At 73.5% G+C, this 19,626-nt stretch carries 25 protein-coding genes and 1 tRNA gene; 8 read left to right on the forward strand and 18 right to left on the reverse strand.

Annotation, left to right across the window (positions count from 1 at the left end; translation table 11 throughout):
* Position 1 precedes the first annotated feature (1 nt).
* Positions 2–976, reverse strand: a complete 975-nt coding sequence (locus ACIBPC_RS09680; RefSeq protein ID WP_398842448.1) for an excalibur calcium-binding domain-containing protein — start codon at positions 974–976, stop codon at positions 2–4.
* Between the two features lie 293 nt (positions 977–1,269).
* Between ACIBPC_RS09680 and ACIBPC_RS09685 the strand changes: the two genes are divergently transcribed.
* A complete protein-coding gene (locus ACIBPC_RS09685) occupies positions 1,270–1,767 on the forward strand; it encodes a lamin tail domain-containing protein (protein WP_362963965.1) in 498 nt (165 codons plus the stop codon).
* Between the two features lie 4 nt (positions 1,768–1,771).
* On the opposite strand, the gene ACIBPC_RS09690 is transcribed toward ACIBPC_RS09685, so the two are convergent.
* Entirely contained in the window at positions 1,772–2,002 is a 231-nt protein-coding gene (locus ACIBPC_RS09690; protein WP_398842449.1) for a hypothetical protein, read from the reverse strand.
* A 111-nt stretch (positions 2,003–2,113) separates the two neighbouring features.
* On the opposite strand from ACIBPC_RS09690, the gene ACIBPC_RS09695 reads away from it, so the two are divergent.
* On the forward strand, positions 2,114–2,554 hold the full coding sequence (locus ACIBPC_RS09695) for a type II toxin-antitoxin system PemK/MazF family toxin (RefSeq protein WP_398842450.1): 441 nt from the start codon (positions 2,114–2,116) through the stop codon (positions 2,552–2,554).
* 15 nt (positions 2,555–2,569) lie between these two features.
* Here the strand turns inward: ACIBPC_RS09695 and ACIBPC_RS09700 are convergent, their stop codons facing one another.
* The 4 genes from ACIBPC_RS09700 to ACIBPC_RS09715 form a co-directional block, all read right to left on the reverse strand.
* Positions 2,570–2,866, reverse strand: coding sequence for a hypothetical protein (locus ACIBPC_RS09700; RefSeq protein ID WP_362963959.1), 297 nt, complete (start codon positions 2,864–2,866; stop codon positions 2,570–2,572).
* A gap of 142 nt (positions 2,867–3,008) precedes the next feature.
* The gene (locus tag ACIBPC_RS09705) at positions 3,009–3,896 is read right to left on the reverse strand and encodes an LLM class F420-dependent oxidoreductase (RefSeq protein ID WP_398842452.1); all 888 of its coding nucleotides are present in this window, start codon (positions 3,894–3,896) and stop codon (positions 3,009–3,011) included.
* Between the two features lie 29 nt (positions 3,897–3,925).
* Positions 3,926–4,378 carry a Rieske (2Fe-2S) protein gene (locus ACIBPC_RS09710; protein WP_398842454.1) on the reverse strand — a complete coding sequence of 151 codons (453 nt, stop codon included), beginning with the start codon at positions 4,376–4,378 and terminating at the stop codon, positions 3,926–3,928.
* Positions 4,379–4,461: 83 nt separating this feature from the next.
* The gene (locus ACIBPC_RS09715) at positions 4,462–5,772 is read right to left on the reverse strand and encodes a lectin (RefSeq protein WP_398842456.1); all 1,311 of its coding nucleotides are present in this window, start codon (positions 5,770–5,772) and stop codon (positions 4,462–4,464) included.
* Between the two features lie 164 nt (positions 5,773–5,936).
* On the opposite strand from ACIBPC_RS09715, the gene ACIBPC_RS09720 reads away from it, so the two are divergent.
* Entirely contained in the window at positions 5,937–6,149 is a 213-nt protein-coding gene (locus tag ACIBPC_RS09720; protein WP_398842458.1) for a hypothetical protein, read from the forward strand.
* Positions 6,150–6,194: 45 nt separating this feature from the next.
* Here the strand turns inward: ACIBPC_RS09720 and ACIBPC_RS09725 are convergent, their stop codons facing one another.
* From ACIBPC_RS09725 to ACIBPC_RS09735, 3 genes are all read right to left on the reverse strand, one after another.
* Positions 6,195–7,067 (reverse strand): RNA polymerase sigma factor SigF, encoded by an 873-nt coding sequence (locus ACIBPC_RS09725; protein ID WP_362963949.1) that lies wholly within the window; start codon positions 7,065–7,067, stop codon positions 6,195–6,197.
* 211 nt (positions 7,068–7,278) lie between these two features.
* Positions 7,279–8,061: a SigB/SigF/SigG family RNA polymerase sigma factor gene (locus tag ACIBPC_RS09730; RefSeq protein ID WP_398842460.1), complete on the reverse strand. Its 783-nt coding sequence runs from the start codon at positions 8,059–8,061 to the stop codon at positions 7,279–7,281.
* A gap of 94 nt (positions 8,062–8,155) precedes the next feature.
* The gene (locus ACIBPC_RS09735; RefSeq protein ID WP_362963946.1) at positions 8,156–8,338 is read right to left on the reverse strand and encodes a hypothetical protein; all 183 of its coding nucleotides are present in this window, start codon (positions 8,336–8,338) and stop codon (positions 8,156–8,158) included.
* Between the two features lie 205 nt (positions 8,339–8,543).
* Here ACIBPC_RS09735 and ACIBPC_RS09740 point away from each other — a divergent pair, with 205 nt between their 5' ends.
* On the forward strand, positions 8,544–9,395 hold the full coding sequence (locus ACIBPC_RS09740) for a hypothetical protein (RefSeq protein WP_398842462.1): 852 nt from the start codon (positions 8,544–8,546) through the stop codon (positions 9,393–9,395).
* Positions 9,396–9,400: 5 nt separating this feature from the next.
* Positions 9,401–9,772, forward strand: coding sequence for a GntR family transcriptional regulator (locus ACIBPC_RS09745; protein WP_362963942.1), 372 nt, complete (start codon positions 9,401–9,403; stop codon positions 9,770–9,772).
* 67 nt (positions 9,773–9,839) lie between these two features.
* Here the strand turns inward: ACIBPC_RS09745 and ACIBPC_RS09750 are convergent.
* From ACIBPC_RS09750 to ACIBPC_RS09760, 3 genes are all read right to left on the reverse strand, one after another.
* Positions 9,840–9,926: transfer RNA gene (locus ACIBPC_RS09750), tRNA-Ser, on the reverse strand.
* A 44-nt stretch (positions 9,927–9,970) separates the two neighbouring features.
* Positions 9,971–10,420, reverse strand: a complete 450-nt coding sequence (tadA, locus tag ACIBPC_RS09755; protein WP_362964120.1) for a tRNA adenosine(34) deaminase TadA — start codon at positions 10,418–10,420, stop codon at positions 9,971–9,973.
* A 55-nt stretch (positions 10,421–10,475) separates the two neighbouring features.
* The gene (locus ACIBPC_RS09760) at positions 10,476–11,036 is read right to left on the reverse strand and encodes a hypothetical protein (protein ID WP_362963940.1); all 561 of its coding nucleotides are present in this window, start codon (positions 11,034–11,036) and stop codon (positions 10,476–10,478) included.
* Positions 11,037–11,312: 276 nt separating this feature from the next.
* Between ACIBPC_RS09760 and upp the strand changes: the two genes are divergently transcribed.
* The gene (gene upp / locus ACIBPC_RS09765; protein WP_362963938.1) at positions 11,313–11,948 is read left to right on the forward strand and encodes a uracil phosphoribosyltransferase; all 636 of its coding nucleotides are present in this window, start codon (positions 11,313–11,315) and stop codon (positions 11,946–11,948) included.
* 32 nt (positions 11,949–11,980) lie between these two features.
* Here upp and ACIBPC_RS09770 read toward each other — a convergent pair whose 3' ends face one another.
* The 3 genes from ACIBPC_RS09770 to ACIBPC_RS09780 all read right to left on the reverse strand — a co-directional run bounded on the left by ACIBPC_RS09770 (position 11,981) and on the right by ACIBPC_RS09780 (position 14,584).
* Entirely contained in the window at positions 11,981–12,655 is a 675-nt protein-coding gene (locus ACIBPC_RS09770; RefSeq protein WP_398842463.1) for a LytR C-terminal domain-containing protein, read from the reverse strand.
* 94 nt (positions 12,656–12,749) lie between these two features.
* Positions 12,750–13,046, reverse strand: a complete 297-nt coding sequence (locus tag ACIBPC_RS09775) for a type II toxin-antitoxin system VapB family antitoxin (RefSeq protein ID WP_052847392.1) — start codon at positions 13,044–13,046, stop codon at positions 12,750–12,752.
* Between the two features lie 137 nt (positions 13,047–13,183).
* Positions 13,184–14,584: a M28 family peptidase gene (locus ACIBPC_RS09780; RefSeq protein WP_398842466.1), complete on the reverse strand. Its 1,401-nt coding sequence runs from the start codon at positions 14,582–14,584 to the stop codon at positions 13,184–13,186.
* A 109-nt stretch (positions 14,585–14,693) separates the two neighbouring features.
* Here ACIBPC_RS09780 and ACIBPC_RS09785 point away from each other — a divergent pair, with 109 nt between their 5' ends.
* A complete protein-coding gene (locus ACIBPC_RS09785; protein WP_362963932.1) occupies positions 14,694–15,626 on the forward strand; it encodes an AEC family transporter in 933 nt (310 codons plus the stop codon).
* On the opposite strand, the gene ACIBPC_RS09790 is transcribed toward ACIBPC_RS09785, so the two are convergent.
* Entirely contained in the window at positions 15,604–16,797 is a 1,194-nt protein-coding gene (locus ACIBPC_RS09790) for an FAD-dependent monooxygenase (RefSeq protein WP_362963930.1), read from the reverse strand. The two genes, ACIBPC_RS09785 and ACIBPC_RS09790, sit on opposite strands and share 23 nt — an antisense overlap.
* A 10-nt stretch (positions 16,798–16,807) precedes the next feature.
* Positions 16,808–17,359 carry a hypothetical protein gene (locus tag ACIBPC_RS09795; RefSeq protein ID WP_398842468.1) on the reverse strand — a complete coding sequence of 184 codons (552 nt, stop codon included), beginning with the start codon at positions 17,357–17,359 and terminating at the stop codon, positions 16,808–16,810.
* A gap of 124 nt (positions 17,360–17,483) precedes the next feature.
* Between ACIBPC_RS09795 and ACIBPC_RS09800 the strand changes: the two genes are divergently transcribed.
* Positions 17,484–18,380: a MurR/RpiR family transcriptional regulator gene (locus tag ACIBPC_RS09800; protein ID WP_362963926.1), complete on the forward strand. Its 897-nt coding sequence runs from the start codon at positions 17,484–17,486 to the stop codon at positions 18,378–18,380.
* Here ACIBPC_RS09800 and ACIBPC_RS09805 read toward each other — a convergent pair.
* Positions 18,346–19,620, reverse strand: coding sequence for a pyridoxal phosphate-dependent aminotransferase (locus ACIBPC_RS09805; protein ID WP_398842469.1), 1,275 nt, complete (start codon positions 19,618–19,620; stop codon positions 18,346–18,348). The two genes, ACIBPC_RS09800 and ACIBPC_RS09805, sit on opposite strands and share 35 nt — an antisense overlap.
* Positions 19,621–19,626 lie beyond the last annotated feature (6 nt).

The raw sequence follows: 19,626 nt of genomic DNA on the forward strand, positions 1-19,626 counted from the left end.
GTCAGGTGTCGCAGGCGGTGCCGTCGTTGTCGCGGTCCAGGGCGCGGCGGTAGCCGGGGTCGTTCCGGTAGAGAGGGGCCTTGCCTGCGGCTCGTACGGCGTCGCAGTTCTCGTAGTACGCGGAGCTGTCCGGGTCGGGGAGGTCAGGGGCCGGGGGCGGGGCGGGGTTCAGCTCGGTGGACTGGTCGGGTGGGCAGTCGGTGGAGGGGGATGTCAAGGACAAAGTGGCGGATGTGGCGTCCGCGTCCCTGAGCTCGCCGCCTGCCTCTGGGCGCTGGAAGCAGACGAGCCAGTCTCCGTGGGTTTCCGGCAGCTCGACGTCGATGTAGGCGCTGTCGGCGGTCACGTCCGTCAGGCCGACCGCCGCCAGGGCCTCGCCGGCGGTGGTGAAGGTCATCCCGACGGTGTCCGGGACGGTCGGGTACGTGATGGCGAGGCCGTCCTCCTCCGGGCAGGGCGTTCCGTTGCGCACCACGGCGAAGTCGATGGTGGCGTCGGGCGCGGCCTGCTCGCCCGCGCCGGGGCTCTGGAAGCAGACGGTCCAGTTGGTGTCGTCCCACTGATCGGCGTCGTCGTCCGAGGCGTCGTGCGAGGTGGTCCGGTAGCCGGCTTCTGACGCGGCGGACTCGGCGTCGGCGAGGTTGTCCCCTGCGTAGTCGGGAACCGGACGGGCGGGATCCGCGTTCTCCTCCGGCGTCGTCGGCTGCGGGGACTCTTCCGGCTCCTGCGTCTCCTCGACGTCGGAAGCCGCTGTGTCGAGTTGGGCGTCGTCCTCGGGTGAGTCGATCGCCACGGCGAAGATGAGCCAGAGGGCGGACAGGACGGTGGCAACGATCTTCCGCTGCCGTGCCCAGCCGCTGCGCCAGGCGAGCACGATGCCGACGGGCGGGAAGACCACCAGCAGGCCGATGATCACCCCGGGGCGCCGCCAGCGGGAGCGTGACGGTAAGGGGGCAGGGGGCGGCGGGAAGTTCATGGACCGGATTCTCCGCTCAGGCGAACTGGTGCTTGGAGCCGCACACGGTAGCGGGTACCGGGGGATTAGGTGGGCTCTTCGTAAGGGTGAGTGGCACCTGAGTGTTGGAGTTGTGGTGGGAATGTTTGGATCGGGTGGTTGGGGATCGAGTTAGATCGGATATGGGGGTGAAGTGATCGAGTGAAGGGGAATCTCTGCGAGATGTTCGTGTGATGGAGGGATTGTCTGTACGGTGGGGCCTCCGTTGCGCACAGGGGGTGCGGGCGGGGATCTGGTCTTGTGGGGAGGCCCTTGTGGTGAAGGCTGTTCGGCTTGCTGTCGTGGCGCTCGCGTCGGTGTGTGTCGCCGTTCTCGTGCCGGGGCAGGCGCAGGCCGCCGAGTACAGTTCGGCGCTGAAGATCAGGGGGGTGCAGTACGACGCTCCCGGGCGTGACAACAACAGCTGCTCGTCGGGGAACACCGATGAGGAGTTCCTGGTGATCACGAATTTCTCGCGGTCGACGACCGTCAACCTGCGGGGGTATGTCGTGAAGGACGCGGCGGGGAACCGTTTCACCTTCACGAAGAACCACACCCTTCAGCCCGGTGACTTCATCCGGCTGCGGGGCGGGCGCGGTACCGATTCGGACGGTGGGAACGTCGTCTACCGCAACAACTGCAACTTCCTGTGGAACAACGCCGGCGACTCCATCTACCTCTACAAGCCGTCCGGCGACCGGGCCGACGTCCACGCCTACACCAAGGCGAAGAACGACCGCGACGGCAACGGGTACGTGACGTTCCACAAGTGAGCCGTCAGTAGTCCTCGCGGTCGCGGATGTCGTCGATGTAGGCGTTCGCCGAGGCGCCCTCGTCCACCAGGTCGGGGGTCAGGGGGGTCGCCTCCAGCAGGCGTGCGCCCGCGCCCTCGGAGGGTTCCCATTCCGCGGCGATGATCCGCTGCTTCTCCTCCGGCTGGCTCTCCAGCCACTCGCGGTTGAGAGGGCTGAGCTGGCGGAGGAAGTGGGCGAGGAGTTCGTCGGGCATGGGGCTCAGCCTCGGTGAACCGGCGGCGGTCGGGGGGCGTGTGGCGCGCGGGCGGCGTGTGTCTCACCCGATGGGTGTACCCCGGGGAGCGCGCGGTGGTTCCATGGCGGGATGGATGTGCTCGTGTGGGTTCTCCTGGCCGTCGCGGTCGCCGTGGTCGTGTACGCGCTGCGCCGGGTCGGGCGGCGGCGGGCCGTACGCGTACGGGGCTTCCGCGCGGTGGCGCCCGACCGGCTGCCGCCGGGTGTGCCGAGGCCGCGCGAAGTGCACTGGGCCGCCGTGCCGTTCGAGGACGGCAGCGGGGTGAAGGACCGGCCGTGCCTCGTGCTGGCGGCGAACGCCGAGCGGGTCGTCGTCGCCAAGATCACCACGCGGGAGTACCCGCCGGCGCGCCCTGTCCGGCTGCCGGCCGGCACCGTCGACGACCGGCGGGGGAGGGTCAGTTGGGTCGAGCCGGCGAACGTGCGGGTGCTGTCGGTCGGCGCCTTCAGGCGTCGGGCCGGTGCGGTGGACGGCGCTGTCTGGGACCAGGTGCGGCGGCGGGCGCGGTGACGGGGGGACGGGGGGTCAGGAGAGCGCGTGGCGCTGCTGGCGTGCGCGGCGGTTGGCCTCCGCCACGCGCTGCCGCAGGGATTCGCTGGCGCTGACGGGCTGCACGTCCTCGGGCAGTGCCGTCCATTCGCGGCCGCCGCCCGGGGGGCGGAGCCAGATGTGGCCGGACAGGTGGGCCATGACGCGGCCGATGCGGTCGTGCGACGCGTCGTAGGCCATCGTGCCTATCTCCGGCTGGGCGGGCTCGTGGGTCATGGCCGGACTCCGAACGCTGAGGCGGTCGCTGGTGCGGTGCCGTGTGATCGGCTTCACGTTCTCCACCATGCCCGAGCGGCGGGGTCCCGGACGCACGGGACCCCGCTTCCAGAGGGAAATTTGAGGTTGTGGTGTCCTCTTTATCCGGACAGTGGCATTCCTGCACCGCCGCATATGCCACCGGTGTGGGACAAGTCGATCACCCTGCGGAGCCGAGCGACAGCGCCTCGGCGAGCGTGCGGTACGCGGCGCGCGGGATGTCGGTGCGCGGGTTGTCGTTGACGACCTGCACGGCCACGTGGTCGGCGCCCGCCGCGAAGAACTGCTCGACCTTGTCGCGGACCGCCTCCGCGTTCCCGAGGCCGTAGACCGCGTCCAGCAGCCGGTCGCTGCCGCCCGAGGCGAAGTCGTCCTCCGTGAAGCCGAGCCGCAGCAGGTTGTTCGTGTAGTTCGGCAGCTTCAGGTACATGCCGAGGTACGCGCGGGCGGTGGCGCGGGCCGACGCGAGGTCGGGGTCGAGGACGACCTTCAGTTCGGGGGCGAGCGTCGCGCCGTCGCCGAGCCGTTCGCGGGCCTGGGCGACGTGGTCGGCCGTGACGAGGTACGGGTGCGCCCCGCCGGTACGCTCGGCGGCGAGCGCCAGCATCTTCGGGCCGAGCGCGGCCAGGACGCGCCGCTCGGCGGGCACGGGCTCCTCGGCGGCGTCGAGGCCGTCGAGGAAGTCGCGCATGGCGGAGTAGGGGCGGTGGTACTCGCGGTGCAGCGGGCCGTGGCTGACGCCGAGGCCGAGGACGAAGCGGCCGCCGTACGCGCGGTTCACCTCGGCGGACGCGCGGGCGACGTCGGCCGGGCCGTCGTTCCAGATGCTCGTGATGCCGGTGGCGACGGTGAGGCGGGACGTCGCGGCCAGGGCGTGCACGGCCTGCCGCGGTGTGGCGCTGCCGCCGAGCCACAGCGTCCCGTAGCCCAGCTCCTCCAGCTCGGCGACGGCCTCGGTGATCTCGTCCCGGCGCGCCGGCTCGTCACTGGCGAGCAGGCCGCTCCAGACGCCGACGCGGCCGAGGTCTTCGGTCAGTTGGGTACCCATGGGCCGGACAACGGGATGACGCGGCGCGCTTATTCCGCGACGACGCGGTCGTCCTCGATCTTCACCCGGACGGCGGGGAGTGGCCTGGTCGCCGGTCCCGAGACGACCTCGCCGGTGGCCGCCTCGAACACCGAGCCGTGGCAGGGGCAGCGCAGTTCGTCGCCCGCGGGCTGGACCGCGCAGCCCTGGTGCGTGCAGGCGGCGCCGTACGCGGTGACCGTCGTCTCGTCGGAGCGGTAGAGGAACGCCTCGCCGCCGCTCTCCGTACGGGCGAACGTCGGCTCGCCCACCGGTACGTCGGCCAGCGCGGCCAGCTCCTCGCCGGGGCGTACGCCGGTGCCCGACGTGTCCCCGTCCCCGTCCCCGCTTCCGCCCCCGCTCCCGTTGTCGCGGCCGCAGGCGGTGAGGGCCAGGGCCCCGGCGGAGGCGGCCGTGGCGGCGACGAGGGTCCGGCGGCTGGTGCCGGTGGGGAAGGCGTCCATGTGAAGGGGAACGAACCGGGGCCCGCGGAGGTGCCCGGCCCGGCGCGCGTCACAGGGCGCGCGCCGGGCGGGAGGGGTGTGCGTCAGGGGGCGGTCCACTTCTGGTTCGCGCCGCCGGTGCACGTCCAGATCTGGAGCCGTGTGCCGTTGGCCGACGAGTTGCCCGTCGCGTCGAGGCACTTGTTGGCCTGGGGGTTCACGATGTCGTTGGCCCCGCTGATGGCCCAGCGCTGGTTGGCGCCGCCGACGCAGTCCCACAGGTGGATCTGCGCGCCGTTGGCCGTCGAGTTGTTGGAGACGTCGAGGCACTTGCCCAGGGCGCGGATGGTGCCGTCCGTGCCGACGGTCCACTGCTGGGCGGCGGTGCCGTTGCAGTCGTAGAGCTGGACCGGGGTGCCGTTGGCGGGGTTGGCGCCCGCGACGTCCACGCACTTGCCCCCGAGCCCGCGGATCGGGCCCGTACGGCCGCCGCCGGGGGTGTCGCCCGTGGTGACGCGCACGTAGTCCACGGTGAGCTGGCCGGGGAACGGGGTGGAGCTGTTGGGGTCGCCCGGCCAGTAGCCGCCGACCGCCAGGTTGAGGATCAGGAAGAAGGGCTTGTTGAACACCCACTGGTCGCCGCCGAGGTCGGCGGGCGTACGGGTCTGGTAGGTGTTGCCGTCGACGGACCAGGAGATGCGGTTGGGCGACCAGTCGATGGCGAACGTGTGGAAGCCGTCGGCGAACGCCTGGCCGCCGGGCAGGGTGTAGCCGGCGCCGATGCCCTCGCCGCCCGAGTAGCCCGGGCCGTGGAGCGTGCCGTGGACGGTGCCGGGCTCGAAGCCGACGTTCTCCATGATGTCGATCTCGCCGCTGGCCGGCCAGCCGACGCTGCCGAGGTCGTTGCCCAGCGCCCAGAAGGCGGGCCACATGCCCTGGCCGCGCGGGACGCGCAGGCGGGTCTCGATGTGGCCGTACTGGGCGGTGAAGCGGCCCGCGGTGTTCATGCGGGCGGAGGTGTACTCGCACCGGCCGTACCAGCACTGGTAGTTGCCGGGGTTCTCGCGGCGGGCGGTGATGACGAGGTTGCCCTGGCCGTCGAGGGCGGCGTTGGAGTTGCCGCCGGTGTACCACTGGCGTTCGTGGTTGTTGACGTTGTCGCCGGTCTCCAGCTGCCAGCGGCTGCCGTTGACGGCGGAGCCCGCGGGGCCGTCGAAGGTGTCCTCGAAGACGACGGCCATGGGGACGGCGTCCGGGGCCGCGGGGGCGGCGGCCTGGGAGGCGGGGGTGGTGGGGGTGGTGGGGGTGGGGGTGGGGGCGGCGTCCGCCGCGGTCTGCAGCAGGGTGGCGCTCAGGACCACGGTGGCCGCGGCGGCGAAGAGGCGCCGGAAACGGCGGCGCGACAATATCTTCATGGGCATGACATAAGCGGCTGGCGTAGACCAATACAAGGCGCTGGACACGAACCGGGAGTTCCGGAACTCGCGCGGCGCGCCACACCGTTCACCTCCGTCCCAGGAGACGACAGCCGCGGACCGGAGTGTCCGTGCCCGCCGGGTGTTCGCTAGGGTCGGCAGGCATGGCCCACAATCAGCAGCAGCCGTACGGTTCCCAGGAACCGGACGCGGCAGGCAACACGCAGATGTTCCAGGCTTTCGTCAACGACGGAGGCACGCCCCTCAACGGCCCCGCGCCCGCGACCCAGTCGTCCGGCCCGCGTGTCGGGCTGATCGTGGGCGTCGTCGTGGCTGTCGTGGTGGTCGCCGCGGTCGTCTTCCTGGCGCTCGGCTGAACCCGCCCCGGACCGGCGAGCATCGTGCCGCCGGTCCGGGCCTCGTCACTCCTCGGCGGTCAGGCCCTCGCGCAACTGCGCGAGCGTACGCGTGAGAAGGCGCGAGACGTGCATCTGCGAGATGCCGACCTCGTCACCGATCTGGGACTGCGTCATGTTGCCGAAGAAGCGGAGCATGATGATCCGGCGCTCGCGTGCGGGCAGACGGGCGAGCAGGGGCTTGAGGGACTCGCGGTACTCGACGCCTTCGAGGGCGGTGTCCTCGTAGCCGAGGCGGTCGGCCAGGGAGCCCTCGCCGCCGTCCTCCTCGGGGGCGGGCGAGTCGAGTGAGCTGGCGGTGTAGGCGTTCCCCACCGCGAGGCCGTCCACGACCTCCTCCTCCGACACCCCGAGGCAGGTGGCGAGTTCGGCGACGGTCGGGGAGCGGTCGAGCCGCTGGGACAGCTCGTCGCTGGCCTTGGTGAGGGCGAGCCGCAGCTCCTGGAGGCGGCGCGGGACGCGCACCGACCAGGAGGTGTCGCGGAAGAACCGCTTGATCTCGCCGACGACGGTGGGCATCGCGAACGTCGGGAACTCCACGCCGCGTTCGCAGTCGAAGCGGTCGATCGCCTTGATCAGGCCGATGGTGCCGACCTGGACGATGTCCTCCATCGGCTCGTTCCTGCTGCGGAAACGCGCCGCCGCGTAGCGGACCAGCGGGAGGTTCAGTTCGATCAGGGTGTCGCGGACGTAGCCGCGCTCGGGGCTGTCCGGGTCGAGCGCCGCCAGGCGCAGGAACAGCGAACGGGACAGGGTGCGGGTGTCGAGGTTGTCGGTCTCCGCGGGCGGGTCTGGCGGCAACGAGGGTACGTGCGGCGCGGGTACGTGCGGCGTGCCGGTCGTGGCGAGCACCTTGGAGCTGCCCAGTTCTACGGACATGCCACCCCCTTGAGGTCGTGGACGGGTCGCGACGGCGCGCTTCCGGTGTGACTCCCATGAGAGAAGTGCGCCCTCTCGTGGATACCGGATCGGCCGCCACGGCAAACGCGGTTCCCACAGAATGTCACATGTCATCAACGCGACGTAGCTTCATGTCGATAAAACGGCACACCTGGTGGGGAAGTTCCCGGAGTTGAGTCGCTCTTCCGGGTTACTTCTCGACCGGATTTGCGGACCTGAGCCGGGTGACGCTACGGGCCAGCATGCGGGAAACGTGCATCTGGGACACGCCCAGCTCGGCACTGATCTGCGACTGCGTCAGGTTCCGGTAGTAGCGCAACAGCAGGACACGGCGCTCCCGTTCGGGGAGCTGCACCAGCAGGTGCCGTACGAGCGCGCGGTGTTCGACCCCGGCGAGGCCCGGGTCCTCGTAGCCGAGCCGGTCGATCGGGCCCGCGGCGCCCTCGTCGTGCTCCCGGTCCGCCTCCAGCGACGAGACGCGGTAGGCGCGGCCCGCGTCCACGCTGGCCAGCACCTCCTCCTCGGGCACGCGCAGCCGGTCGGCGATCTCGGCGGCGGTGGGCGCCCGTTCCAGCGCGACGGTCAGGTCCTCGGCGGCGGTGCGCACCTGGGCCCACAGCTCGTGCAGCCTGCGCGGTACGTGGACGCTGCGCACGCTGTCCCGGAAGTAGCGCCGGATCTCGCCCACGATGGTGGGCAGCGCAAAGGTGGCGAACTGGACGCCGCGCCCGGCGTCGAAGCGGTCGATCGCGTGGATCAGGCCGATGGTGCCGACCTGGACGATGTCCTCCATCGGCTCGTTCCTGCTGCGGAAGCGGAGCGCCGCGTAGTGCACCAGCGGGAGGTTCGCCTCGATGAGCGCCCCCCTGACGCGCGCGTGCGCGGCGGTCCCCGTGTCGTGGCGGTCGAGTTGCTCGAAGAGCGCCCGGGTCAGCGCGCGCGCCTCGGCGCCCCGGGTCTGCGTCACCGCCACTGCTGACCACCACCCCTTACGGTGCACTCGCCGCAAAAGCAGTCATAGCATCACAAGACATATCCACCGTGCGCAAGCACCGTGTGTCGCCGTGTTAGGGCAGCGGATCGGTGACGAGTCCGCCCACGCCGTGGGCCGCGTCCGCCGCGGCGGTGAACAGCAGTTCGGCGAACTCGGCCGACCGCGCGGGCCAGGAGACGGCCGCGTACAGCACGAGGACGGCGGCCAGGAACAGCCCGGCCCTGCGGGCGGCCGCGGACTGCGGGAGCTTGCTCATGGGGGCACCTCCGAGGCGTTCGGGCGCGCGCCGTCACGGCCCGCGCGGCGCGGGGGCACATTGAACCACGCGCCCCCGCGCCGGGTCCGTGCGCCGGGGCGCGAGACGGGCTGCCGGGAACTTGTGTCAATCAGGAGATACAAAAGGCGCCCGTCCGGGCTATCTTGTACTCGCCTCTTGATACAACTCGTGCGAAGGCGGCCCCGTGTCCACCCTGTTGATCGCCCTCCCCGCCCTCCTCCTGCTCACCGGCGGAGGACTCCTCGCCCTCGCCCCCGCGCACAGCCGGACCACGGCGTACGGCACCGGCCTCCGCGCCCGGCCCGGGACGCGGGTCCGCCGGGCCGGCCTCGCGCTGGGCGCCGTCCTCGCCTGCTGGACGGCACTGAGCGGATCGCTCGGCAGCGGCCTGATGCTCGCGCCCACCGCGTTCGGCGCCTGCGCCGTCCTCGGCGCGCTCGGCGCCGACGCCCTGACACCGAGACAGCGGGGAACGGTCCGCACCGCCGGACTCACCCACCGCCGGGTCCGCGACTACCTGCCGACGCGCCTCGCCGCCGTGTCCGCCGCGTTCGCCGCCGTCCTGGCCGCGCTGCTCGTGGCGACGACCGCGACGGGCGGCGCGGACGACCTCGGCAGGGCCGGGCGTTCGTTCGCACGGGTCTGCGGCGACGTGTCCATGACCCGCGGGCCGTGGCCCGGCTCCTTCTACAGCGTCCCGCTGCTCGCCGCGCTTGGCATCGCAACGGCGCTGTGCGGCCTCGCCGTTCACCGCATGGCACGCCGCCCCGCCCCCGGCGGACCGGGCGCGCACGCCGCCGACGAGGCGCGCCGCCGCGAGGGCACGACCGCCGTCACCGCCGCGTGGGGGCTGCTCGTCACCGGTTCCCTGGCCGGTGTCGGCGTCTTCACCGCCGGGGCGCTCCGCGGCATCCCGTGCGCGAGCACCGCCACCCAGGCCGCCTGGTGGGCGCTGCTGCCGACGGTGGCCGGTGCGGCCGTCACCGCCGTGTACTGTCTGGCCGTGCTGTGTGCCGTCGGCGGACGCCGCCCGTGAACGCCGTGAACGCCGTGGACATCCGGGTGGACACCGCCAGTCCCGTCCCGCCGTTCGAGCAGATCCGCGCCCAGCTCGCGTGGCTCGTCGGCACCGGCCGCCTCGCCGCGGGCCAGCGGCTCCCGCCGGTCCGTCAACTCGCCGCCGATCTCGGCCTGGCGGTCGGCACGGTGGCCCGCGCCTACCGCGAACTGGAGGCCGCGGGGCTCGTACGGACCAGGCGCGGCGCGGGCACCCGGGTCTGCGCCCCCGAGCCGGGCGCGGGGGCGGACGGCCCGCTGGAACGGCTCGCCAGGGAGTACGTGGAGGCCGCCCGCGCGCTCGGCGCGGACGACGGGCACCTGCTCGACGCCGTCAGGGACGCCCTCGGCCGGTGAACGGCCCCGGTGAACGGCGGAGGGCCCCGACCGTCACCGGTCGGGGCCCTCTCACATCAAGCTGGAGCGGTAGCGGAGGGATTTGAACCCTCGGTGGAGTTGCCCCCACACTCGCTTTCGAGGCGAGCTCCTTCGGCCGCTCGGACACGCTACCGGGGGTAGCCTAACCCACCTGGCGGCCCGCGCAGAAATCGCTTCTCAGGCCGTCTCCTTCCGGGACCGGAAGAAGCCCGTCAGCACTTCCCCGCACTCGTCGGCGAGCACCGAGCCGATCACCTCGGGGCGGTGGTTGAGCCGCCGGTCGCGCAGCACGTCCCACAGGGAGCCCGCCGCTCCCGTCCTCGGCTCGCGCGCCCCGTAGACGACGCGGTCCACGCGGGCGAGGACGGCGGCGCCCGCGCACATCGTGCAGGGTTCGAGGGTGACGACCAGGGTGCAGCCGCCCAGCCGCCACGTGCCGAGCCCGGCCGCCGCGGCCCGCAGGGCCAGGACCTCGGCGTGGGCGGTCGGGTCGCCGGTGGCCTCGCGCGCGTTGTGGGCGGCGGCGAGGACGTCGCCCGCCGGGCCGCCGGGACCGAGCAGGACGGCGCCCACCGGCACGTCGCCCGCGGTCCCGGCCGCGGTGGCCCGTGCCAGCGCCCGGCGCATCGCCGGCTGCCACGGGTCCCGCAGCGGGTCGCCCGTCACGGGGCGCCGGGGTCCGTCACCTGACCGCCTCCAGGACCTCGGCGCAGCCCAGGGCGTCGGCGATCTCGCTGAGCGCGTCGTCGGGCGTGAGCGTGCGCACCGTTCCGGCGTCGATGCCCAGGTCGGCCAGCAGTCCGGCGTCGCCGAGCGGGCCGCGCGGCACGTCCTGGCCGCCCGTCCCCTCGTCCGCGTCGTCCTCGCGCGCGGCGGCGACGGGCTCGCCGTCCCCGTCCTCGTCGTCCCCGGCGTCGTCCTCCAGGTCCGCGAGGCCGTCCAGCATGGCGTCGTCCTCCGGCCGGCGGCCGAGAAGCTCGTCGGTCAGCAGGATCTCGCCGTACGCGCTGCGCATGGCCCGTGCGGCGTCGGAGACGTAGACGCGCGGATCGTCCTCGCCGTCCACGCGGACGAGGCCGAACCAGGCGCCCTCCTGCTCGATGCAGACGAGAACGGTCTCGTCATCGGGAGCGGCTTCGCGGGCCAGTTCGGCCAGCTCGTCCAGACTCTCCACGTCGTCGAGCTCTGTGTCACTCGCTTCCCAACCATCATCGGTCCGCGCGAGCAGTGCGGTGAAGTACACCGTGACTCTCCCCACTCGGTTAGGCAGTGCCACCAGCATCGTGGCAGAAAAGGGGTGTCCTGTCGGGTAACCCGGCAGTGCACCGATGGAATGTCCGTATGTGTCGTCACCGGGTTCACCGGCGGTCCCGGGGTGGGCGGATGTCAGGGCATATGCCCTCTCCTCCCTCCACGCACCACTCTCCACGTCGCCGCCGCCCTTTGTCCACCGGGGTGGACAACAGGAAAGCAGCCGGTCAGACGCCGGTCGTCAGTGGGGTTCGGTACTGTCGGGCGCATGCGGACCCATGTCGTCGACCACCCCCTGGTGGCCCACAAACTGACCACGCTGCGTGACGCGCGTACCGACTCACCGACGTTCCGGCGACTCGCCGACGAGCTGGTCACCCTGCTCGCGTACGAGGCGACGCGTGACGTCCGCACGGAGGTGGTGGACATCACCACCCCGGTGGCCGAGACCACCGGCGTGCGGCTGTCCCATCCCCGCCCGCTGGTCGTGCCGATCATACGTGCAGGTCTCGGCATGCTCGACGGCATGGTGCGGCTGCTGCCGCCCGCCGAGGTGGGCTTCCTCGGCATGATCAGGGACGAGGAGACGCTGGAGGCGCGCACCTACGCGAACCGCATGCCGGACGACCTGTCCGGGCGTCAGGTGTACGTGCTGGACCCGATGCTGGCGACCGGCGGCACGCTCGTGGCGGCCGTGCGCGAGCTGATCGGGCGCGGGGCCGACGATGTGACGGTCATCTGCCTGCTGGCCGCGCCCGAGGGCGTGGAGCGGCTGGAGGAGGAGCTGGCCGGCGCGCCGGTGACCGTGGTGACGGGCGCGTTGGACGAGCGGCTGAACGAGCAGGGGTACATCGTGCCGGGCCTCGGGGACGCGGGGGACCGGATGTACGGGACGGCCGGCTAGCCGGCCGTTCCCGCGGCGTGTGCGACGGCCTGTCAGCAGGCGGCGGCGGGCGTGTCGTCGGCGGACGGGGTCGGTGAGGGGCTGGCCAGGTCGGCGAGGCGGCGTTCGGCCTCGTCGGCGGCGGTGAGTTCGCTGAAGTCCTCGCCGATGACGAAGTCGACGACCTCGGGGCTGTCGGCGCGGGCGCCGGGCTCCGGGGTGCCGGTCTCGGCGCCGTCGAGCTGGGTGGCCAGGACGCGCAGGGCGCCCGACTCCTCGGCCGCGGCGGTGGCGAGCAGCAGCCCCGGCGCGTCCACCTGCCCGTCGAGGCCCTCGGGCGCGTTCTCCACCTCGCCGATGACGAAGCCGCGGTCGGCGAGCGCGTCGGCGGTCTCCTGGGCGAGGCCCGTGCGGCTGGTGGCGTTGTAGACGTTGACGGTGATGGCGTCCGGCTTGGGGACGCGCACGGGTTCGTCGTCGGGGCCCGCGCAGTCCTGGCGTTCGGACGCGTTGCGGGCGCCGGCCCCGGCCGGGCGGTCGCCGTCGTCGCCCGAGAAGACGTCGACGATCTGGAGCGTCCCGTAGCCGAGCAGGCCGAGCACCGTGGCCACGGCGAACAGGGCCAGAACGGTCCGGCGGCGGCGGCGCGGTCGGCGCATCCTCGGGTAGCGGTCACCCGTGACGCGGAACTTCTTGCCGCCCATGCCCGGTGGCGTCAGCATGCTCATGGCCGCAGCGTAGCCACGCGGGCGCCGGGGGCCCAAGACATGATCAGCTAAACGGCGTCGGCGACCCCGAACAGCGCAGTCGCCGGGCGGCGCGTCAGCCCAGTTCGAGCACCCGCGCGTGCAGGACCTGCCGCTGCTGGAGGGCCGCGCGGACGGCGCGGTGCAGGCCGTCCTCCAGGTAGAGGTCGCCCTGCCACTTGACGACGTGCGCGAACAGGTCGCCGTAGAACGTCGAGTCCTCGGCGAGCAGGGTTTCGAGGTCGAGCTGCTGCTTGGTGGTGATCAGCTGGTCGAGCCGGACCGGGCGCGGCGCGACGTCTGCCCACTGCCGGGTGTTGTCCCGGCCGTGGTCAGGGTACGGTCGTCCGTTTCCGATGCGCTTGAAGATCACACGGGAAGCCTACCGGGCAGGGGACCGCCGCCGCAGCCTCCGGTCGGCGGGCGGCCGTCCGGGGGAAACCGGGGGCGCTCGTTCCGGGGGCGCGGGGGCGGGTCGCGCGCGGGCGTGCGCGCGGGTGGGAGAGGGGCTCAGGGGGCGGGCGAGGGGGCGTCCGGCAGGTGGTGCGCGTAGTGGCCGACGCTGTGGGCGATCAGGCGGACGGCGACGGCGAGCGCGTCCTCGCCGACGTTGCCGAGGTCGTCGCACGCCTGGTGGTAGCAGGGGTCGTACGCGGCGCCCGGCAGGCCGCCCCACAGCGCGGCCTCCGCGTCCGTCTTGACGCCCTCCGCGCCGGTGAACACCGCGCCCGCCGGGACCCCGGCGGCGTCGAACGGCGCGTAGTCGCTGCGGCCGTCGAACGGCGCCGAGCCGGGCGACTCGCCCGCCGCCCGGAGGAACGCGGTGAGGTCCGCCGCCACCGCGGGGTCTCCCGCCTGGACGAACAGGCCGTGGTTGGGCGAGGCGATCATGTCGAAGTTGAGGTAGAGCGCGATGTCGGACAGCGCGTCGGGCGCCAGCTCCGCGACGTAGTGCTCCGAGCCCAGCAGGCCGGACTCCTCGGCGGACCAGAGGGCGAAGCGGACGCGGTGCGGCGCGCGGCCCGACGGGTCGGCCTCGGCGAGGCGCAGGGCGGTCTCCAGGACGCCCGCCGAGCCTGACCCGTTGTCGTTGACGCCGGGGCCGTCCGGGACGGAGTCGAGGTGCGCGCCGGCCATCACGACGCGGTCGGGGTCGCCGCCGGGGGAGTCCGCGATGACGTTGACCGTCTCGCGCTCCTCGGCCAGTTCGGCGAGTTCGAGGCGCGCCGTCGCGCCGCCCTCGGCGAGTGCGGCGGCGAGGGCGGCGCCGTCCGCGCGGGTGATGCCGCCGATGGGGATCGAGTCAGGCTTCGGGCCGCCCAGGGTGCCGCGCAGGGGTCCTTCGACGTTGTTGGCGACCAGGGCGGCGACGGCGCCGCCAGCGGCCGCGTTCGCCTGCTTCTCGGCGAAGGTGCAGCCGCCGCGGGTGATGAGGGCGATGCGGCCGGTGTAGGCGTCGGCGGGCGCCGGGGTGCAGGCGGTGCCCGCGTCGGCGAGGGGGGCCTCGGTGCCGCCGTCGGGGGTGGCGGGCGTGTAGGTGAGGGTGCGGACGGGGATGTCGCGCTGCTCGGGGGTGAGCTGGGTGAGGCGTTCGGTGAGGGGCTCGCGGTAGGAGAAGGGGAAGCGCTGGTACGTGACGTCGTAGCCGGCCGCTTCGAGGAGGCCGCCCGCGTAGCGAGCGGAGCGCTCGTGGCCGGGGGTGCCCGCGGCGCGGTTGCCGTCGGAGGCGTCGGCGATGCGCTGGAGGACGGCGAGGTGGCGCATGGCGCCGTGGGCGGTGGTGCGGGCGGCGAGGGTGTCCGCGAGCGAGGGCGCGTCGCGGGGGGTGGGGGCGGCGCCGAGGAGGAGGGGGACGGTGAGGAGCGTGGCGGTGGCTGCGGCCAGGAGGGCCGCGAGGCGGCGTGCTGTCACGGAAGGGGACGGTATCGCATGATTTTCCGCGCGCCGGTGGCGCGCGCGGGTCGACTGGGGTAGTGGAGGTCACGTTGACCTGTGACCGGTCTTGTTCGAGAGTGCGCATATGGGCGGTGTGATCACGGGATTCGCGATCATCGCCGTCGTCATCGCGACCGGATACGTACTGGGTCTGCTCGGATCGCTGGGTGAGAACGGCCGCGAGGTGCTGACCAGGCTCGCGTTCCACGTGGCGACGCCCGCCCTGCTCTTCACGACGCTCGCCGAGGCCGACCTCGGCGTCATCCTCTCGCCGCCGCTGCTGGTCACCGCGCTCGCGACCCTGGCCGCGTGCGGCGTCTACCTGGTCGTCGGCGCCCTCGCGCGCTGGGGCGTGGGCCCCACGACCATCGGTGCCCTGTGCGCCTCCTATGTCAACGCGGGCAACCTCGGCATCCCCATCGCCGTCTACGTGCTCGGCGATGCGTCGCTCGTCGCGCCCGTGCTGCTGCTCCAGCAGCTCACCCTGTCACCCGTCGCACTGACCGTGCTCGACATAGCCACCCGTGACAGCGGCGAGGACGCCAGGCCATCGGTGCTGTCACGGATCCTCACCCCCTTCCGCAACCCCGTCGTCGTCGGCTCACTCGCCGGGGTGACCGTCGCCGCCACCGGATGGACCGTGCCCCAGGCGGTGTTCGACCCCGCCGTGCTCATCGGCAACATGGCGGTGCCCGCCGTGCTGCTCGCGTTCGGCATATCCCTGCGCGGCGCCGCCATGCCGGGACGCGGGCCCGAGCGGACGCAGGTGCTCGTGTCCGTGGCCCTCAAGTCGGTCGGGCAGCCGCTGGTGGCGTGGCTGCTGGCGGCGTTCGTCTTCGGCCTGGACGCCGACGACCAGCTGCACGTCGTCGTGCTCGCCGCGCTCCCGGCCGCGCAGAACCTCTTCACCTACGCCTCGCGGTACGGCACCGGCGTCCGGCTCGCCCGCGAGGCGGTGCTGCTGTCCACCGTCCTGTCCGTGCCCGTCCTCACCGTCATCGCGGCCCTGCTGGGCTGACGGGCTCCTCGCCCGAGCCCGCGTAGGCGTGCGCGAACGCGACGGAGAACGGTCCCGGCACGGCGAGCCGTTCCAGCGTGGCGAGGCGCAGCCGCAGCCCGAAGCGCGGGTCGGCGGCGTTCTCCGACCCGGCGGGCAGGTGCAGCAGGCCGAGCAGCCGGTCGGAGAACTCCTGCGTGCGCCACACGTCGGGCAGGCGGCGCGCGCTGTAGCCCTCAAGGGCGGCCGGGCCGCGCGTCAGGGCGTCGGCGAGGTCGGCGGCGTCGGCGATGGCGAGGTTCATGCCCTTGGCGCCCGAGGGGGTGAGGACGTGCGCGGCGTCGCCCGCCAGCAGCAGGCGTCCCCTGGCCATGGGTTCCGTGACGTCGGCGCGCATCCGCAGCATGCGGGTCTCGGTGAGGGCGCCGATGCGGGGGAGGTGCGCCCCGTTCAGTCTGCGCCGCAGGGCGGCCAGGATGCGGGGGGCGGGCCAGGCGGCCGGGGTGTCGCCCGGCGGGCACTGGAGGTAGAAGCGCGCGAGGCGGGGGGAGCGGGGCATCATGCCCGCGAAGCCGTCGGCGTGCAGTCCGTAGACCACGCCGGGGACCGGGCGGTCCACCTCGGCGAGGATGGCGAGCCAGTCGTACGGGTAGCGCCGCCGGTAGGGCGTGGCGGCCGGGGAGAGCGCGGAGCGGGATAAGCCCCGGGGGCCGTCGGCGCCGACGACGTGGTCGCAGACGACCGTGGGGCCGTCCTCGCAGCGGATGGTGGCGCGGGGGCCGTGGATGTCCTCGACGGCGACGGCCGAGCACTCGAACAGCGGCGGCCTGCCCGCGGCGTCGAGCGAGGCGAGCAGGTCGCGCACGAGTAACTGCTGCGGATAGACCCAGTGTCTCGCGCCGGAGAGCGCGGCGTAGTCGAGGCGTATGACGCGGCCGAGGCACAGGAAGTCGCACCAGCCGTGCGGGATGCCGTCCGACAGGAGGCGGCCGGCGAGGCCGTGGTCGCGCAGGAGGCGCACGGTGCGCTGCTCGACGAGCCCGGCGCGGGCCCGGCGTTCGACGCGGGCGCGGCTGTGCCGTTCCAGCACGACGCAGTCGATGCCCGCGGCCGTCAGCAGGTTGGCCAGGACGAGCCCGGCAGGTCCTGCGCCGATGATGCCGACCTGGGTGCGGAGTGTGCGCGCGTCCATGCGGCCCCTCTCAGTCCGGGGGAACGAGGTCAGGGTGGAACAGTTCGTGGACCAGGGCCAGGGGTTCGTCGCCGAGCCAGATGAGATACGTCTTGTAGCAGGCGGGCCGCGGCCCCCAGGTGCGGCGCCCCACGTCGAGCACGGTCCGCCGGTGGCCCGCGCCGACAGCGCTGAGCGCCGGGCCGAGCGGGAGGGTGTCGCCGGTCAGGCAGGCGGCGACGGCCGGGGGGAGGTCCTGGCCGATGCGCGCCACGACGTGGTTGGCGGACACCGCTCCGCCCTCCTGGCGCAGCAGCGCGGAGTGCCGGACCAGGACGGTGGAGTGGTGTTCGGCGCGCAGCAGTCCGGGTACGGCGTGCCCTGCCGCACCGGCGGAGGCCTGCGCCTGGGCGATGCGGTGCAGGTGCAGCCGTTCACCGGAGAGGGCTTCGAGGAGGGTGGTCGTCAGACCGTCACCGGCGAGCAGCATCCGGGTCAGGGGAGAGGCGAAACGGTGGCGGTCGGCGCGGGGGTCACGGCGTTCGCCCAGGGGGAACGTGGCGCACGGCGCCGGTGTCAGCATGCGGTGTCCCTCCCCCGGGGCCCGCGCTCCCTGCGCGGTGAGTCCCCTGTAGGGGAACGGCGCGGGAGGCGGTCAGGTCACGGGCGGCTGCGGGCGGTCCTGGCCCGGGGAGGAGAATCCGGTCATGGCTTCGGCATCGGCGGCACCGCAGACCTTCGACGACCTCATGGCGCTGCTCCACGAGCGGCGGCCCGTCCTCACGCGCTCGCAGCGGCTGCTGGCCGACCGGGTGCTCGCGGACCCCGAGGGGGTCGCGTTCATGACGGTCTCCGAGCTGGCCGCCGCCGTGGGGGTCAACGAGGCGACGGTGGTGCGCTTCGCCACCAGCCTGGGCCTGGAGGGCTATCCGGGGCTGACGCGGCTGTGCCGGATGCGGCTGCGGGAGCAGGCGCAGCTGCTGCGGCGCTTCCAGACGCTCGAACAGCTCGGCAGCGACGGCGGCGACCTGCTGGAACGCGCGGTGGCCCTCGACCGGGCCAACATCAGCCGGACCTTCGCCCGTATCGAACCCGCCCTGTGGGACCCGGCGGTGCGCGCGCTCGCCGAGGCGCCGCGCGTCCACGTGATGGGACTGCGCAAGTGCCACGCTCCCGCCTATCTCCTCGGCTACCTGCTGGGGATGCTGCGCGAGGAGGTCGCGACGGTGACGGCGGGGGCGGGCACGTTGACCGACCAGCTGCGGCGCGTGCGTTCGGGCGACTGCTTCGTGTCGCTGGCCATCCACCGCTACTCGACCGACACCGTGCGCGCCGCCGCTTGGGCGCGGAAGCGTGGCGCGCGGTGCATCGCGCTGACCGACAACCCCTCCTCGCCGCTGGCGGCATCCGCTGAACACGTGTTCTATGTGGACGCGTCGGGGCCGTCCGTCCTGCGGTCGCTGACCGGTTTCACGGCGCTGGTGCAGGCACTCGCCGGTGGTGTGGCGGCGCTGCTCGGGCAGGAGGTGCGGTCGGCGCTGCTGCGCGAGGAGGAGCTGCTGGAGGAGTTCAGCGTGTACGACGATCCGGAGCGGCGGCGGTGAGGTTCGCGAGGGCCGTGCGCAGCCGGGTGAGCGCGTCGGCGATCCACGGCAGGCGCACGGGGTCGCCGGAGCGCAGCGCGCGGAGCCGCTGCTCGTCCGTCTCGCCGTAGAGCAGGCTCGTCGCGGCGCGGAAGCGCAGGCCGTCGGGGGTGTCGCCGAAGGCGGTGCCGGACAGGACGCCGACGCCGTGCCGCTCCAGGAGGTACGCGGCGAGGGCGTCGGCGGTGCCGATGCCGCGGGCCGCGAGCGCGGCGCGGTGGGGGCCGAGGTCCGGGTACAGGTAGAAGCCCGCCTCGGGCGCGCGGCACTCGGCCCCGGCCGCGGTGAACTCCGCGTGCGCCGCCGCCGCTACGGCCCCGTGCAGGCGGCGCGCGGCGTCGATGTGCGCCAGGACCTCGGGCGGGTCGGCCAGGACGTGCGCGGCCACCGCCTGCATGGGCGCGGCGAGGCTCGACCAGATCTCGCTGGCGATGCCCGCGACCTCGGCGCGCGTCCGCTCGCCCCACGCGCCCTCGGGGAAGCGGGCGAAACCGACGCGCCAGCCGCCCAGCGCCATGGACTTGCTCAGGCCGGTGGTGACGACGGTGCGGTCCGGGAGGTGGGCGGCGGCGCTCGGCGCGGTCCCGCCGTCGTGCAGCAGCTCGGCGTAGATCTCGTCGGCCACGACGGCGAGCCCGTGACGGGCCGCCAGGTCGCAGACGGCGCGCAGGTGATGGGGCCTGGCGACCGTTCCCGTGGGGTTGTCGGGGACGGTGAGGACGAGCACGCCGGGGTGCGCGCCGCCGTCCTGGGCCGTGCGCAGCGCGTACGCCAGCAGGTCGGGGTCGGGGACGCCGCCTGCCTCCGGCGGCACGGGGACGCCGATCACGCGCTTGCCCGCCAGCGCGCTCTGCGCCGCGTAGCTCACCCACGCCGGGCGGGGCAGGACGACATCCCCGGGTATGGCCGCCAGCAGCGCGTAGAGCAGCGGCTTGCTGCCGGGGGCGAACGTCACCTGGGCGGGCGCGGTGGGCAGGCCGCGCCGGGTGAACCAGCCGGCCGCCGCGTCCCGCGCCTCGGCCGACCCGGCGACCGGCCCGTACCCGTTCCGGCCGGCGGCGCGGGCGAGGACGTCCGCCACAGGGCCGGGCACGGGCAGGCCCGCCTCCCCGAAGCCGAGGTGCAGCACCTCCTCACCTCGGGCGCGACGGGCACGGAGAGCGGTGTCGATGGCCAGGGTCGGACTGAGCGCTGTCGTCATGCCACA

The sequence above is a fragment of the Streptomyces sp. NPDC049879 genome, from assembly GCF_044461265.1.
In the GTDB taxonomy this organism is placed as follows: Bacteria; Actinomycetota; Actinomycetes; order Streptomycetales; family Streptomycetaceae; genus Streptomyces.

Bases quoted from the DNA above. Each gene is read 5' to 3' on its own strand.
- ACIBPC_RS09710 (WP_398842454.1), bottom strand. From the start codon at position 4,378: ATGGACGCCTTCCCCACCGGCACCAGCCGCCGGACCCTCGTCGCCGCC.
- ACIBPC_RS09695 (WP_398842450.1), top strand. From the start codon at position 2,114: ATGGATGTGCTCGTGTGGGTTCTCCTGGCCGTCGCGGTCGCCGTGGTC.
- ACIBPC_RS09790 (WP_362963930.1), bottom strand. From the start codon at position 16,797: ATGGACGCGCGCACACTCCGCACCCAGGTCGGCATCATCGGCGCAGGA.
- tadA (WP_362964120.1), bottom strand. From the start codon at position 10,420: ATGCGCCGGGCGCTGGCACGGGCCACCGCGGCCGGGACCGCGGGCGAC.
- ACIBPC_RS09785 (WP_362963932.1), top strand. From the start codon at position 14,694: ATGGGCGGTGTGATCACGGGATTCGCGATCATCGCCGTCGTCATCGCG.
- ACIBPC_RS09770 (WP_398842463.1), bottom strand. From the start codon at position 12,655: ATGAGCATGCTGACGCCACCGGGCATGGGCGGCAAGAAGTTCCGCGTC.
- ACIBPC_RS09805 (WP_398842469.1), bottom strand. From the start codon at position 19,620: ATGACGACAGCGCTCAGTCCGACCCTGGCCATCGACACCGCTCTCCGT.
- ACIBPC_RS09720 (WP_398842458.1), top strand. From the start codon at position 5,937: ATGGCCCACAATCAGCAGCAGCCGTACGGTTCCCAGGAACCGGACGCG.
- ACIBPC_RS09725 (WP_362963949.1), bottom strand. From the start codon at position 7,067: ATGTCCGTAGAACTGGGCAGCTCCAAGGTGCTCGCCACGACCGGCACG.
- ACIBPC_RS09680 (WP_398842448.1), bottom strand. From the start codon at position 976: ATGAACTTCCCGCCGCCCCCTGCCCCCTTACCGTCACGCTCCCGCTGG.
- ACIBPC_RS09795 (WP_398842468.1), bottom strand. From the start codon at position 17,359: ATGCTGACACCGGCGCCGTGCGCCACGTTCCCCCTGGGCGAACGCCGT.
- upp (WP_362963938.1), top strand. From the start codon at position 11,313: ATGCGGACCCATGTCGTCGACCACCCCCTGGTGGCCCACAAACTGACC.
- ACIBPC_RS09715 (WP_398842456.1), bottom strand. From the start codon at position 5,772: ATGAAGATATTGTCGCGCCGCCGTTTCCGGCGCCTCTTCGCCGCCGCG.
- ACIBPC_RS09800 (WP_362963926.1), top strand. From the start codon at position 17,484: ATGGCTTCGGCATCGGCGGCACCGCAGACCTTCGACGACCTCATGGCG.
- ACIBPC_RS09735 (WP_362963946.1), bottom strand. From the start codon at position 8,338: ATGAGCAAGCTCCCGCAGTCCGCGGCCGCCCGCAGGGCCGGGCTGTTC.
- ACIBPC_RS09705 (WP_398842452.1), bottom strand. From the start codon at position 3,896: ATGGGTACCCAACTGACCGAAGACCTCGGCCGCGTCGGCGTCTGGAGC.
- ACIBPC_RS09690 (WP_398842449.1), bottom strand. From the start codon at position 2,002: ATGCCCGACGAACTCCTCGCCCACTTCCTCCGCCAGCTCAGCCCTCTC.